General features: G+C 59.7%; 11 protein-coding genes and 1 pseudogene. 4 read left to right on the forward strand and 8 right to left on the reverse strand.

Annotated elements, in window-relative coordinates:
• Together D0Z70_RS20020 and D0Z70_RS20025 are read right to left on the reverse strand one after the other, a co-directional pair.
• Positions 1 to 2,574, reverse strand: a complete 2,574-nt coding sequence (locus D0Z70_RS20020; protein ID WP_147418799.1) for a biosynthetic peptidoglycan transglycosylase — start codon at positions 2,572 to 2,574, stop codon at positions 1 to 3.
• Between the two features lie 317 nt (positions 2,575 to 2,891).
• A protein-coding gene (locus D0Z70_RS20025) for an IS5 family transposase (protein WP_239019044.1) occupies positions 2,892 to 3,673 on the reverse strand; the annotation gives its coding sequence in 2 pieces (ribosomal slippage) (positions 2,892 to 3,334 and positions 3,334 to 3,673; 783 coding nt in all).
• A gap of 85 nt (positions 3,674 to 3,758) precedes the next feature.
• On the opposite strand from D0Z70_RS20025, the gene D0Z70_RS20030 reads away from it, so the two are divergent.
• The 3 genes from D0Z70_RS20030 to D0Z70_RS20040 all read left to right on the forward strand — a co-directional run bounded on the left by D0Z70_RS20030 (position 3,759) and on the right by D0Z70_RS20040 (position 8,720).
• Positions 3,759 to 4,013, forward strand: a complete 255-nt coding sequence (locus D0Z70_RS20030; RefSeq protein WP_069064649.1) for a hypothetical protein — start codon at positions 3,759 to 3,761, stop codon at positions 4,011 to 4,013.
• A gap of 219 nt (positions 4,014 to 4,232) precedes the next feature.
• On the forward strand, positions 4,233 to 5,606 hold the full coding sequence (locus D0Z70_RS20035; RefSeq protein WP_119749533.1) for a TIGR02594 family protein: 1,374 nt from the start codon (positions 4,233 to 4,235) through the stop codon (positions 5,604 to 5,606).
• Between the two features lie 117 nt (positions 5,607 to 5,723).
• A complete protein-coding gene (locus D0Z70_RS20040) occupies positions 5,724 to 8,720 on the forward strand; it encodes a patatin-like phospholipase domain-containing protein (RefSeq protein ID WP_147418800.1) in 2,997 nt (998 codons plus the stop codon).
• Between the two features lie 315 nt (positions 8,721 to 9,035).
• On the opposite strand, the gene D0Z70_RS20045 is transcribed toward D0Z70_RS20040, so the two are convergent.
• From D0Z70_RS20045 to D0Z70_RS25860, 4 genes are all read right to left on the reverse strand, one after another.
• On the reverse strand, positions 9,036 to 10,319 hold the full coding sequence (locus D0Z70_RS20045) for a hypothetical protein (protein WP_119749537.1): 1,284 nt from the start codon (positions 10,317 to 10,319) through the stop codon (positions 9,036 to 9,038).
• Positions 10,316 to 10,531, reverse strand: a complete 216-nt coding sequence (locus D0Z70_RS24685; RefSeq protein WP_147418801.1) for a hypothetical protein — start codon at positions 10,529 to 10,531, stop codon at positions 10,316 to 10,318. The genes D0Z70_RS20045 and D0Z70_RS24685 overlap by 4 nt, the downstream gene beginning before the upstream one ends.
• A gap of 99 nt (positions 10,532 to 10,630) precedes the next feature.
• Positions 10,631 to 11,485 carry a hypothetical protein gene (locus D0Z70_RS20050; protein WP_147418802.1) on the reverse strand — a complete coding sequence of 285 codons (855 nt, stop codon included), beginning with the start codon at positions 11,483 to 11,485 and terminating at the stop codon, positions 10,631 to 10,633.
• Positions 11,486 to 11,822: 337 nt separating this feature from the next.
• On the reverse strand, positions 11,823 to 11,897 hold the full coding sequence (locus D0Z70_RS25860; protein ID WP_119749551.1) for an integrase core domain-containing protein: 75 nt from the start codon (positions 11,895 to 11,897) through the stop codon (positions 11,823 to 11,825).
• Between the two features lie 513 nt (positions 11,898 to 12,410).
• Between D0Z70_RS25860 and D0Z70_RS20060 the strand changes: the two genes are divergently transcribed.
• Complete coding sequence (locus D0Z70_RS20060; protein WP_182914049.1) at positions 12,411 to 12,830, forward strand: Arm DNA-binding domain-containing protein; 420 nt, start codon at positions 12,411 to 12,413, stop codon at positions 12,828 to 12,830.
• A gap of 14 nt (positions 12,831 to 12,844) precedes the next feature.
• Here the strand turns inward: D0Z70_RS20060 and dndB are convergent.
• Together dndB and D0Z70_RS25870 are read right to left on the reverse strand one after the other, a co-directional pair.
• A pseudogene (dndB, locus tag D0Z70_RS25865) lies at positions 12,845 to 13,863 on the reverse strand (DNA sulfur modification protein DndB).
• Between the two features lie 59 nt (positions 13,864 to 13,922).
• A complete protein-coding gene (locus D0Z70_RS25870) occupies positions 13,923 to 14,093 on the reverse strand; it encodes a helix-turn-helix domain-containing protein (protein WP_420820394.1) in 171 nt (56 codons plus the stop codon).
• Between the last annotated feature and the right edge of the window lie 251 nt (positions 14,094 to 14,344).

Genomic DNA, 14,344 nt, shown 5'->3' on the forward strand with positions numbered 1-14,344 from the left:
TTAGTTTCCTTCCCGCGCCGCGACGGGCGCTCCGGTACCTTCGAGGTTGCGCAAGATCATGCCCAGGAGCGGCGCGAGCCGGCCGCCCTCCACGTCCTTGCCCTTGGCGTCGCGCGGAATCGTCAATGGGTGCGCGGTGTCGGCGCCCGCGACCATCAGCACGAACGAATAGGCGCGCCGGTCGCGCAGCTGGATGCCGCCCGCGATCCACAATGCGTTGACCACACCGGTCTTGCGAAAGCGGCGCAGGTTCAGCCGACGTTTGTAGTAATCGTCGGTGATGTCGTGGGTGCCCGTCTTGCCAAACAACACGATGCTGCGATCGCACCAGTCGCGCAACGTCGAAAGCGTGCCATTCGGCGCGCAGAACGGCGCGCGCAACAACTGGTAGACAGCCTGTCGATCGCGGCGCGGCAATAGCCGGTCTGGTAGAATGGTCGAGCTTGAAGAGCCCAATGCCTTGCGGATCAGCGGCTCGGCCCGGCCGGCGAGCAGCGCCTCGCCGCGCAGTGGGGCCAGCACGTCGCGATCCGGGCGAAAGTTCGCCGCGCCGTAGTTCACGGCCTGGTAGTCAGGCAGCCGCGCGAGGGTCGGGCCATACCGGCCGCCCGGCCCGCCCCCGGCATATTCTAGATAGGTGATGCGGTTCAGCAGCGTGGGCGCGCGCACCGGCCCCGACTGGCCCATGAAGGCGGCGAGCAGCGCCGAGACGTCGTGATGCACGGTGCGCGGCGAAGCGGCTACCGTGCCCCGGCTGAACGCCCTAGCCGGGCTTTCCATGCCGCCGCTGCGGCTGTAGCTTGACCGGTTCGACCAGCGCAGTTGGCGGAGCAGGTCTGGGACCACGTCGGGGGGCACCCTGCCGCTGCGCCGCGCCGCCATCCGGCTTGCCGACAGCGCCATTTCCAGCTGGTGTTCGACCTCCTTGGTGTCCGACTTTGCCATCGCCCCGACCACCCGCGCAGGGTCGATGCCGAGCCGCGCGAAAAGCAGCGCTGCACCGATCTTGCCGATGGAGGCGAGCTGGATCTGCTCTTGGTCCCAGCGATAGGATCCAGCGCGATCGAGCGGTATCTTGCCGAAATAGGTGCTGCGGTCGCGCGTGGAATAGAACCGGACGATCCTCCCTTCGGCATCGGCCACTGCTAGGGCGATGTCGGGCGACGGCCCCTCCCCGGTCTCGGCGTAGCTGCGGTAATGGGGGTTGAGTTCCCCGCGAAGATCGGCGCGGTGCAGCCAGTTGCGCATCTCGCCATTGAATGCCGCGCGGAACCGGTGCTGTTCGGGCACCGAGACGGCGAGTTCGACGCTGCTGACCGCGGCATTCCATTGATTGCCGAAAGCCTGGCGCAGCTCGACCGCCGCGCCGTTCACAACGTCCTTGACCAACGGAGCGGCATGGTTCAGCGGGTCCTGCGCCTGCACGTACCATCTGGCACCGGTTTCGTCGTCGGCGCTTCTGCCTTCCTTGCCCGCGACTTCGATCGCCGGGGCGGCGCGCGGGGTCAGCTGCTCAGCGTTGATGATGTCGTCGAAGGCGCGCTCTAGACCGGCCTCTTGGCCCGGCACGGCCATCTCGCGAATGCAGCCCATCGCTCGCCGTTTGTGATAGACCCATTTCTTGCGATAGCCGCCCCGCTCGATCGGCACGCCGCTGTCATTGACCCCATACTGGAACTTGGGCGGGTTCTGGATGGCATTGGCCAGAAAGATGGCCTGGGCTGTAGTCAGCGCGCGCTGGTCGACACCGAACACGAGCCTGGCCGACAGTGCCAGGCCGCGCAGGTCGCCGGCTTTGCCGTTGCCCTGCAGGTGGCTGAAGGCGCGCGCGGCATAACGCGCGCTGTTGTCGGGGTCTTCGCCGACGATCTGCGACATCACCGGCGTGCGCAGGAACAGCTCGTTCGCTTTGCGGCCGATCGTCCGTAGCTTGCCCGAAACGCCGTCGCTCGGCTGCTTTTCATAGCCGATGTTTTGCTGATACTGCGCGATCAGCGTCGACCCGCCGCGCGGCGCGCGAAAAGTGACGGCTGACCTGATAAGGCTCAACGGATAGCGCACATCGACGCCGTAAGGATTGAGCAATCCGCGCGTGGCATCAGTGCGATCCTCCAGCCAGCGCAGGCAGCGCACGTAATCGGGATTTGGCTTGTCGACGAAGACTGTCGGGCGGAAGGAGCCGACGACGTGAGATTTGTCTTCGTGCCCGTCTTCGGAATAGTGTCGGCCGAAGCTCAATTCATTGCCATGCAGACCGTCGCCCTTCTCGAAATCGTAGTAGTCGAGCACCGAGACAAAGCCGTGGTCACGATCGAAGATCATTGGTGACAGGTGATCGCGATCGGCGCGGACCAACCGCGCCTTGAGGTCCCGCGCCTCTGGCGTCTGGAGATAGTAGAGCGGCCAGATATAGACCGTCAGCAGCCAGGCGCCGGCCAGCGCTCCGCCCACCGAGAGGACCAGTCCGACGCTGCGCATCCCCAGCACCAGGCCCAGCAGTGCCTCGGCCGCCTGCCACACCCACTGCAGCCCCAGCAAGGCAATATCCAGACAAGCTTCGGCAATCCGGAACATCAAGAATCACCCCCGCGCCATGGTGCATGGAACGACCCGGCTTGAGAACAGAATAAGTCTGATCAAAGAGAGAACGAATTCACAAATATTCGCATATTTTACCCAATATCGGAGGATACATGCGGCGATATCATCACTCAGTGCCGAAACGGTTGCCAAATAGTGGGCGCTCGGTGAACAGCACGTTCGCTTTGCAGCGCCGCCGCTCCCACGTGTCCCGATGGGATGGCAGCCGCCGCGCTTTCAGAGTCGATGTGCTTCGAGTTGACTCGCGCGCGCGAGTCACGAAGGAATGATTTTGTGATCCAAGCTGCTGGCTAGGCGGCGTGGACAAATTTGAGCCAGTATCTGGCGGTGGCGAGATGGACCATGCCGAGGAAGCTGTTGGCCAGTTGATCGTATCGGGTGGCGATGGCCCGGTTGACCTTCAGGTGACCGAACATACGCTCGATGCAATTTCGCTGCTTGTATAGCGCGCGGTCATGTTCGATCTTCACGCGACGGTTTGAGCGGCCGGGGATGACGGCCTCGATCTTCCTGTCTGCGAGGTCGGTTCTGATGGCGTCGGCGTCGTAACCTTTATCCGCGAGCAGGGCTTTAGGCTTGCGCTCAGGCAGACCTGTCAGCGCGTCATATGCCTTGCAGTCTGCTGCTTCTCCAACCGTCAGGTGGAAGGCGAGCGGTCGTCCCAGGGCGTCAGCCAGGCAGAGAAGCTTACTGGTGAACCCGCCCCGCGAGCGGCCAGGAGCGCGTCGATGAGTCCCCCTTTTCCGCCCGCTGCCGAAACATGGGCGCGAACTGTGGTGCTGTCGATGCTGTAGTGGCCGGTGTCCGCCATGATCTCGGCGAGCGTCACCGCCATGGCTTCCCAGACCCCGGCTTCGCTCCAGCGTCGGAAACGGCGATAAATGGTGTTCCAGCTACCATATTTGGGCGGAACGTCACGCCATGGAGCGCCGCATCGGAGCCGCCAGAGTATGCCGTTGATGATCGATCGGTTTTGCTCGGGACGTCTGCCTCGGCCACGGTTCTCAGGCTCGATCGGCAGCAAGTCCTTCAGCACGCGCCATTCAGCTTCAGTGAGATCGCCCCGGCTCAAGCCTACCTCCAAAAAGCAGCCTTGAATCAATCAACAGCGCTCGCGTCAATTGCGTCCTCGTCGAATAGACGGCAAAACATGATCCATGGCAAAGCCAATACCCACGAGATTTAGCGTCCTTCCCGAAAATGAGGCTGCGGCCATCGCGCACCTCGAAGCACGCGGCTATTCCCCGATGGCCATCGAAAAGGATGATGGTGGGTTGAGCGTATTGATCTTCAGGCCGCTTCCTGACGATCAGATGTTTGGGCTAGTCCAAGCTTTGCCGGTGCATCTGAGCGCCAAGATCGGCATCGTTATGGGCAATCAGCCGCCGTTCGCATCAAAGCTCGATCACTGACCTGAATTTGTCCACGCCGCCTAGCAAGTGTAAGGTCTCGTTTTGATATTCGTCTAGTCATTACAATCGATTGATTTCATTCCATCGAAATGGTGACAATTGCCGATTGACATCAACCTTTGTCAATATTCTATCATCACGACAGGTCGCCACAATCGAGAAAAAGAGTCGTGCCCGGCAACGGGCTGTACCGGATTCCTGTCAATTTTGGGGGCGGCCATGCACGAGATCATCGATTCACCCTATCCTCTAGGCGATCATGCCGCGCGCCTGTCTCAGGAGGGCGTGCGCACGGTCATTCGCTATTACAACAACAAGAATTCATCGACCTTCCCGTCCAAATGCCTGACGCCCGCGGAATATGGCAAATTGACGGCGGCCGGGCTGAACGTCGCCGTGGTGTTCCAGCAGCGTGGCGGCGCCGGCGGCTTTCTGGAAGATTTCGGCGCAGGAAAGGGCGCGCGTGACGCCAACCGGGCGATGGCACTTGCCGGGACGATCGGTCAAGCGGCCGGGTCCGCCATCTATTTCGGTGTCGACCATGATTTCTTCCGGGGCAGCGAACTGGACCAGATCGACCGCTATTTCGCCGAAGTGAACGCCGCGCTCGGCGGGCGTTTCCGTGTCGGGGTCTATGGATCGGGCGCCGTCTGTTCGCGGCTGAAATCGACGGGCCATGCCTCGCTGTTCTGGCTTCCCGCGTCGATGGGCTGGTCGGGATCGAAGGCGTTCCTTGCGTCGCAGCAATGGACGCTCTTTCAGAAATTCCAGGAGTTGCAATCGACCTTTGGCCGGTTCGACTATGACGGCAATATCTTCAACCCCGCGTTCGAGGATTTCGGTCAGTTCGGCGCACCCGCGCTCGCTTCCCCATCCGAACGGCTGCGCAGCGAAGGCGTCGCAGTGTTCGAGGTCATTGCGCGCAGCGGCCTGCGCCTGCGTGGCGGCGCGGGTGAGGGCTTTGCAGTGCTTCAAACCCTGCCGCTGGGCACGGTCGTGCACGGGTTGGGGCAGGAGGGCGACTGGGTTCAGGTGGATGTCGGTGGCGACGGGGTGGCTGATGGCTTCATGGCGCGCGCCTTTCTGAAAGCGCTGGCGGGGGGATTGCCCTTGTCGCCAACGCCACCTTCGGCCCCTGCGATCCCGCGCGCCTATGCCATCGCGCAGGCCGAACTGACTCTGGACGTGCGCGAGGTGACGGGGCCGCAGAATAATTCGCGCATCGTCCTGTACCACAGCAGCACGTCGGGTGGCGCGGCGCCGGACGAGACCGCCTGGTGCTCATCGTTCGTCAACTATTGTGTCGAACAGGCGGGGTTGAAGGGCACCGATAGCAAGTGGGCGCGTAGCTGGCATGATGGCGGCTGGGGCGAGGCGGTGACCGACGATCCGCGCCCGGGAGACATAGTTGTGTGGCGGCGGCAATCTGCCAGCGGCGACGGCGGCCATGTCGGCTTCTTTGTCGAAAAGATTGGCAGCGACACGATCCGCGTGCTGGGCGGCAACCAGAGCAACCGCGTCCGCATATCCGACTATCCGGTCAAGGGAACGTTGGCGGGGATGAAATATACGCTGCTGTCGATCCGGCGTTGAAAAACAACGGCGGACAGGTCGCGAGCGGGGGGACGGGCAATGGGCGGATGGAAATTGTGGCAACGCAAGCCCGCAGAGACGGGAGCCGGCAAGGTCGTGACCCCGTGGCAGGGGATCATGGCTTGGCTCAGGGGCGATCCGGTTTCCACCGATCCTGCGATGACCACCGCCGACTATACCGAAATGATCAAGGAGCGCGCGCGCGAAGTCGTGCGCGAACGCCGGGCGATATTGGATCGTGCCGGTCTGCAGACGCCTGTGCCCAATGCGTCGATGGGCCTTGCCTGTTCGGGCGGCGGCATTCGCAGCGCGACGATTTCGCTGGGCATCGCCCAGGTGCTGGCCCGCAAGGAGCGGCTGCTGGATTTCGACTATTGTTCGACCGTGTCGGGCGGCGGTTATTTCGGCAGCTTTCTGGGCAGCCTGTTCCTGCCCGATGGCGTGCGCGGGCCGGAAACGCCTGGCAGCCAGATGAAGCCTCCGTCCGATGAACTTTCAGCCAAGGCGCATTTCGCCCAGTCGGCACTGACCGACCAGGCCAGCCTGACGGCCAGGAATATCGGTACCGACGCAAAGCCAAGGTGGATCCGTCATCCGGTCCGCTGGCTACGCGAACATAGCAGATATCTGGCGCCTAACGGCACTTCGGATTTGATCGCGGCGGCCGCTTATCTGATCCGCAACTGGATCGCGATGATCTATGTCCTCGCGCTCCCGATCGCGCTCGCGGCAATCCTGCTGATCGCGGCCTCATTCGCAATGGCGGATTATAGCGAGCCGACGCAGAAACGGCTCAAGGACGAGACGAGCGAGGTTGCAAAAGCCGATGCGGCCGCAAAAGGGCGCATCGCGGACATGTTATACATTGAGCCCAAGGCGCCACCCCCATGCGATTGCGTGCAGAAGCCTAAAAGCGAGGCTGGCATCATCCTGAGCCCGGTCTGGCTGCTGGCGGCAGCCGCAGCCTTTCTGGGCCTGTCGGTCGGCGTCAGCTATTGGCTGACCGAATATCTGTCCGATCGCGGATCGGCGCTGAGGCTTGCGCTGCGCAAGGTGACGCCGGGTAAGAGCCTTGACCGGGCGCGTGCATGGCTGGACTGGCTGGGCAATCCGACGGTGCGCATCACGCTGGTCATTTTAAGCGCGGGCGCAGGTACGGTCGCAGCCGGTGGGCTGTGGCTGTGGCTGCGCCGAAACGCGAACCTGTGGATCAACTGGCGCGGGCTGGACGTGCTGATGGGCAGCGCCGTTGCGCTGACGATCACTGCCTGCATCATCTGCATTCTCGCGGCATGGCAGATCGGCCGATCCACCATCACGGAAATTGGCAAGCGCGACGCCTTTACGCCTGAAATTCGCCGGATATTGACGCGGTGGAGTTCTGATTGGCTTACATGGGTGTTGATCATCGCTGGCGTTGCAACCGTCGATACGCTGGGCCTGACCGGCTTCGCATGGATACGCGCGGCGTCGAGTGACGCATCCTTCTTCGCCGGCATCGCAACTCTGGCGGCGCCGCTGGGCGCATGGATCATCAATAAGCTGCCAAGCTGGTTTAAGGATGGCAGCGGCACGCTCAGCCGATGGATCGGCCGCTATCTGTGGACCGCCGCTCTGGTTGCCGCGTTGGCGCTGTACTCGCTGCTGGCGGTGTCGATTCACATCGGCATCCAATATCTGATGTTCGGCAATCAGCAATGGGCGATACCCGGCCGGTTCGCGCCGCTCAGCCGCTTCGGCGATGTCAGCATAGGCACCGTGATGTTGTTCCTGGGCGGCATCGTAGGCGTGTTGTTCCGCTTTACCGGGGCGTCGCAGGGCTTCATCAACCTGTCGTCGCTGCACGCAATTTACGCCTCGCGCCTGACCCGCGCCTATATCGGCGGCAGCAACATGCAGCGGTTAGCATTGAAAGACCCGCCCGGCACGCTCACGCGGTCCGAACGGTCGATTATGGAGAGCGACCCGCAAGATCAGATTCCGATCCACGTCTATCAACAGACACGCACCGCCGCGCCCATCCACCTGATCAACGTCACGCTGAACGAGACCAGGGGCGCCGACAAATCGCAGATGCTCGAACGCGATCGCAAAGGCGTGCCGCTAGTCTTTGCACCTGAAGGCGTGTTCATGGACACCGCCAAGCTGGTGTCGCAGCGCACCCATTTTCGTTGGGACGACCTCAAAAAATATGGTGTGGAAACGCTGTCTTTGGGGCAGCTATGCGCGATTTCCGGCGCGGCGGCCTCCACCGGCATGGGCGCGCGCACCAGCCTGGGCGGGTCGCTGGCGCTCAGCTTCGCCAATATCCGCCTGGGCTATTGGTGGCGGGTGGGCAGGATGATCCAGGAAGCGGACGGCATCAACCCACGGTGGAAAGCGCGTGCATTGGTCTGGCTGCTGGGGACCATCACCTATTTCTACCTCGCCCGTGAGATGCGAGGACTCTACACGCGGGACACCGCCTATATCAACATATCGGACGGCGGCCATTTTGAAAATAGCGGTGCCTATGAACTGTTGCGGCGCAATGTGCAGACCATTGTCGTCGCCGACAATGGCGCGGACCCGCGCTTCCTGTTCAGCGATATGGAAAATCTGGTGCGTAAGGCGCGCATCGATCTGGGCATGGCGGTGGTCGTGGCCGACCGAGAGGAGGTAGAGGCGCTGATCGGCCGGGATGGTGCGGCCTTGTTCCTGAACGGATCGGACGAGGACTGGCGCGCGCGCGCCGCCGCCCGATCGTCCGACGGGCTGGCCGCCTCGCCCAAGGATGCAGCCTTCTGCCTGTTACTGAAGGTGCATCAGCGCCCTTGGAACAGCAAGACCGGCGCGTTCGAGGTGGAAGAGAAGCTGACTGGCCATATTGTGTGGATGAAGCCTCGGCTGTTCGAAGGGCTACCGGTTGACATCACTGGCTATGCAACCGAACATCCCAGCTTCCCGCAAGAAAGCACCGGCGACCAGTTCTTCGATGAAGCGCAATGGGAAAGCTACCGCGCGCTGGGCTATTCGATGATGAAACAATTGCTGGAACGATCTACCCACAAGGAGGATATTCTGCGGGAGATCAATCGGAGCGAAGGTTGGAACATCGTCTGGCCGAAGGGGTGATACGTGAAAGTCATGTCATCATCGGCGCGGCGCTCCGCTACTCCCATATCCGTCTCCCAACACGAGCTATAAGAGGACTACAGCATGTCAGTTCTTGATCGTTATCGGCCTACCTGCTGACAATCAATTTTGAACTGTCTATTCTCATTGCTTGCTCCAAAACGCGAGATTTTGACGTGCTTCTACTTAGCCGCTTTCGAACTTGCGAATAGCCCGTTCCGGCGCGAGAGGACGTTCCCAGCAACCCGTCGGAAAGACGTATGTAAGGTCGCGTGCTGCCTCAACCGGACGGTCTGCAGTTAGGTATTTGCTGCTTTATACCGTCTCATCTGTTTCGTCGCTCGTATCAATTCCCCGGGGCATGAAAATGCGAATGACCTTTTTCCAGTTCGGAAATGATCCCGGATCATCGGTTGATGATTTTTGACAGGTGTATTGCGCCCTAGCGTACGGAGACAAAGTTTCGGGAGGCTGATCGTCCTTTTCGCTGCCAGCGACCTCGTCTTCTACCACGGCGTCGTCGCCTGCCGCCTCAAGCTCCATATCCTCGTTCTCGGGTTTTCGAGCAGCTTTCTCTTCCTCGACAACATTTGCGGGACATACGATAGCTTGGCTCTCACCAGACTTGCGCAGTGCCAGGAGCCGCCGTAAGTCCTGCGCTTGCCATTGCTTGGCGATCGTTTCCTCGCTCAGGCCGCCCGATTTGATGATCCCGCATAGCTCCGCCGCCGGGTTGCGTTTTTCCCGCCAGATCAACTGCTGCATATCCTTCTCGAGCAGCAACTTGGCGTCGGGAACCATCCGTTGGCTTTGGGTTGGATCGATAATGGGCCAGCCGCATGGCCCTTTCAGTCTCTTGAAGGCGTCGAGCGCAGCAACATAGCCCTGCTGATACCGCTCAAGGGGAATAGCACTGTCGGGCTCAAATGGGCTGAGAAGCAGTGTGGTCGCTTTGCGATAGGAGTTATTGGGCGTCGCCCCCCAAAGGCGTTCCTCGTCTCGCGCTAACGCCAAGAATAGCTGATAGAGCCGGTATCGCTGCTCAATCTCATCCAGCCGTGAGCGCGATTGGTCGTCGGCATATTGTTTGTGAACATAGGCATAGACGCGCGCCGCATCGTGAAGTTGAAATCCCTCCATATACTGCCGCGCAAGGACCATCTGCCGGTTCTTGAAGTCCTGATTGGCAAGGCGGAGCAGGTAGTTCGTCTCCGTCCGCGCTATATTGAACAAGTTCACGACGATCGCGGCGCTAACGCCGGCGAGGGTAAAAGCCACAGCAACGACCAAGCTATTGAATAGCCATGCGCAGGCAGGAGACAGGCCTAGAGTGGCTGCCGACCGTCGCACACCTAACCATCGCCATGCGCCCTGAAGCTTTCGAACAAAGAGGGGCGCGTTAGCAGCGACGGCAGCAAAACAGACAGCAATGAGCACATAGGGCCAGAACATTGACCATACGATGCCAATATTCTCTCCCGTTTTGATGCCTTCGCGCGTTGAGATCATCGCAAAGACAAACGTCGCAAGCGTAGATACTGCGCCAGTGAGCGCGACGATCTGAACCTTAGTGTTGCGAATGAATTCAAAGGGAGTCACCAGCGCAACTCCTCTTTCTGATAATAGACAACATCACGACGGAAATTTTGCTTCTGTATGTGCGCCAACCTGGTCACGGCGGCCTCTCGGAAAGCTTGACGGAGCGCAGCACAATCAGGCCCCCGGCCGTTCTTCACGCAGCCCTGCCAAGCCTGCCAAAATGCAGCCCGAACTAGCAGAAGGTTGACGAGATCGACTTCGCGCTCGGTCAAATCGGTCCGATCACCTAAGGACGTATCAACGTCGTTATACTCACGGCGGCCGATCGACGCAGCAAGGGATGCGATCTCAGAATAGGTGGGCGGTCCGCCTTAACCCGGTTCGGATAACTCTGCCTCAGGATCAATCATGCTGGTCAGGCTGCCTAGCTCTTCGGTGACGGCTTCCAGGGCGTTGAGATTGTCGAGGGGGCGTTCGAAAAGGAGTTCGAGCAGATATACCGCGTTGACCCGACGCCTGCTGGCCTGATCGAGTGCATTATTCTCGATCGAAAAAGCGGCCAGGACCGCCGCCGTATTCCGTGCAAGCCTTTGCGCTGCGAACATCTGCCCCGAACGGCTCAGCCGTTGCAATTTAGGCATGACCAGCTTTTGTACATACCAGAGGTAACTCAGTAGGGCAGAGGGGCCACTAGAGAAATCTACGTTCTCTCGCTCCAACTCCTCTTCGGTAGGATAGTGAATGAGCAACGCCTCAGGATTGTCATGCGAGAAGCGAGCGAAGCTTGTCGCCAGCAGCCGTTCTTTGTCCTCAAACATGAGCAGCGGGGCCACGGTCCAGATTGAACTCACATAGTCGCCTGCAAGGAGGTCCGCATAACGGCGGTCAGTCGTGAAAACGTGACTCACTGGTGAGGCATCAGGAAGGATCGGGCCAGCATTGCTTCTTCTCACCTGGTTGCCCAAGATCGAATAAATTGGTTTTTCTTCGCCGCTTGGATCGCTCAGCATAGTGAACGTTACTTCATGGAGAAGGCCAATTTTGCTATCGTCTATTGAGAAATAACCGACACGGTCATCGGCAGAAAGTCGGCCGCCCTCAACTGCATGGCTGTAATTAACGCGCGCGCGCAGAAACTGGGCCGTCAATAGCAAGACGCCCATGAGCGCTACGAGCAGCCCAAAGAGGATCGCCGTGAATTGTAATGGTCTGCTCCATGTAGCCATCGATGCGCTCGCCTTCCCCATAAGGCTTCGTGACCCAGCCATCTGCTATAGACAAATAACATCGCAGATTGGATGAATAAATGAATTGCAGCGGGGGCGAAAGGAGATAATGCATCCGTAATGAAATAATGAAAAATTGACGTGCTCTCAAAGTTTTTTCCAGTTATAAATAGAATCTTGGATTATCATGGTGCCCATCTGAACGTGGTTGCACTAGCTGCCTGGCAGCATGTGTGGCCGTCAGCCCGCCGATGCTGCCAGACGGCTGCACTTGGTTGTAACCTTTGCGCCAGTGTATCAGTATTGATTCAGTATGGCTTAGCGATGCGAATTGCGTCTAATTGAGGCATTCGTCGCGCAGGTGGCCATGGAAGCTTTCGACATAGTCGGTTTGCTGCGGCTTGCCGGGCACGAGTAATGCCTTCGATGCTGCGGTCCTGAGTCCATCGCAGGATCGCCAGACTGGCTAGCTAGTTCGTTGCCATTGTCGCTGACGATCATCAGAAGCTTCCTGCGGTTATTTTCGACGCATCGTCACTCTCAATGATGGCGTTTTGGCCAATGCGACTCTCCGAGATTCAGGATCACGGGTGGCCGCGCTGAATGACCGCCATTGTAGGCGGCATCGCTGCCGGACAGTTCCCCAAGCCAGCGAATGACCGGTTCCTGTGCGAGCATACATTCACTGTATGGCACCAGAGCAGCGTGAGTTGATCGGCAACGGCAATTGGTGCCTTGGACTGGGATTGTCGGGAATCTTTCGTATGCAATCGGGGACTTGTCAGCCGGCAAACGGCTAATCGGCCCGACGTAATTCGCCAACAATTTCAATTTCTCCGAAAATACTTATGCCAAAGTCGCGGCCGTGGTAAATTTATAGCTTTTTCAAGGAATTATGAAAAGGCTAGGTATGGCTGGGTCACGATTGAAACCGCTCACCGTCAAAGAGATTGAGAAGCTCACGGCGGTTCCGCCGCCCTGTATCAAGCATCGTTATCTAGGCGGCGTGCCAGGCTTCGCGCTGGTCCACACGCCAGCGGGATATACCGGCTATGGGCTGATCTATCGGGCCGACGGCAAGCGCAAGAAACTCACCTTGGGTAGCACCAAGCGTCTGACGCTCGGCGATGCACGCAAGCTTGCTACCCGATTTCGCAATGAGATTGAGGCTGGAGGCGATCCGCACGGCGAGAAATTGCAGCAGCGTCAACGCGCAGCAAAGCTCAGGCAGGCCGAAATCGACAAAGAGCGGCTGGATGTCGAGCGCTTGTGGGAAACCTACATGCAGCAGGTGGCGAGCCAGCTGAGAACCCGAAGCTCTTGCCATAATATCCACCCGATCTGATTTAAGTCTTAACGTCAACGGAGTCCGGCGTCATCCTCTTCTCGAGGGATGGAGCGGGAAATCAGGTCGGCTGTCAGAAGGATGCTCGTTCGTGATCGGTTGATGCGCCCGTTGGACAAGGCGCGCCCTTCCCAGGCCTCGACATTCGAGCGCGACCAATCGATCTCGCGGAGCGCAAGGAGCGACTTGCGCCACCCGCTTGGATCTTCGTTCATCATCCGTGCGCCGGCCACCGCAATCGCCTCAAGGGCGATACCGTGGGCATGAATGGTGTCGCGCCGGAGCTCCGAGGGTGCTACCTCTCGGCGTCTTGCCGCTGACCAGTCGGGCATATTGTCGATCACAGCGTTCCAGAAATCGACTGCCAAACCCGGATCCTCCGCAGTCGCAGTTAGCGAAGCCTCGGCGACGAGCGTCGATACCGCGGTATGGAGGTTGCTGAAGGAGAAAAGTTTCCGCGACCCTGCCGTGAGATTGGATCGCGTAAAATCGGTCATATCGCGAAATAGTGGGATGGCGTCCGCCACCGCGCGGCTCAGACGGGCTTCCTCGTCCCGTCCATCATAGAAGAGGCGCAGCGAGCGCGCAGGCTTCACCCCATGTTGGTTCAGGTCGACGAACATCTGCTGCGAGCGTGCCAGTCCTTCGTCCGGGATAGGGTCACGGCGATCTTTTCGTCGCCCAGCGACGGGCGCTCCCGAAGCGCCTCAATGATGCCTGCACGACGGTGCTGTCCGTCGTTCACGAGGATAGTGGCCGACATGTCGATAGCAAGGACTCCTACTGACCTCTGCCCCACCGCGGGCTCGAACGCAAAAGCTCCATCTATCGTCGCCGAGAGGGCGGAAAGCACGTATTCTGACGGGTTATCCACAATGTATCGCGCGATGCCGGGAATGCGGCCCTTGTTGAGGTCGCGCTGGGCGCGGAGCTGCGCTGGTAGGTCCGCCTCATCGTATTTGAATAGCCTTTCTAGCGTCTTGAGTGGCACCATGGCGACATAGAAGGCGCGGCTCGCCTGGATGCCGCGTATCGCGGCATGTTATCCAATTTTTCCTCCTTCGGACGATGCCCGAGAGAAATCAGGTCCAATCACCAAAAGGAGGTATCTCGGAACGTCCGCGGTCCGGAGGCAAATTCGGTCAGGCACGATCCAAGCCAAGCTTCAAGTTCGGAAATCTGGCGGCTGACCGCAGGCTTGGGGATCCCCATTTGCGCAACAGCCGGATAGATGCCGCCGCATTTAGCGACAGTCGCGTACATACGCAGGTCTTCGAATTTAACTGCCACTTGCAATCCAGATTTGAACTTCGCAGCGCCATTAGCCCACGGCCCGCTCCTGCGCTACCCGCAGGAGAGTTGGCAGATTGAATACGCATGTTTAGGCCCCCTGATCTGCCCCCCGCTGAGTGGCCCAGAGACTGTGATAGTCTGGACCACGAAAGGGATGACGAATGCCGAGCAAGAAACACAAGCCGGAAGAGATTATCGGCAAGCTGCGTGAAGTTGAGATC

Source organism: Sphingobium terrigena (assembly GCF_003591655.1).
In the GTDB taxonomy this organism is placed as follows: Bacteria; Pseudomonadota; Alphaproteobacteria; order Sphingomonadales; family Sphingomonadaceae; genus Sphingobium; species Sphingobium terrigena.

Excerpts from the sequence above, each read along its gene's own strand:
- D0Z70_RS20030 (WP_069064649.1), top strand. The coding sequence starts at position 3,759 with ATGGCAAAGCCAATACCCACGAGATTTAGCGTCCTTCCCGAAAATGAG.
- D0Z70_RS20050 (WP_147418802.1), bottom strand. The coding sequence starts at position 11,485 with ATGGCTACATGGAGCAGACCATTACAATTCACGGCGATCCTCTTTGGG.
- D0Z70_RS20020 (WP_147418799.1), bottom strand. The coding sequence starts at position 2,574 with ATGTTCCGGATTGCCGAAGCTTGTCTGGATATTGCCTTGCTGGGGCTG.
- D0Z70_RS25870 (WP_420820394.1), bottom strand. The coding sequence starts at position 14,093 with ATGTACGCGACTGTCGCTAAATGCGGCGGCATCTATCCGGCTGTTGCG.
- D0Z70_RS20040 (WP_147418800.1), top strand. The coding sequence starts at position 5,724 with ATGGCTTGGCTCAGGGGCGATCCGGTTTCCACCGATCCTGCGATGACC.
- D0Z70_RS20035 (WP_119749533.1), top strand. The coding sequence starts at position 4,233 with ATGCACGAGATCATCGATTCACCCTATCCTCTAGGCGATCATGCCGCG.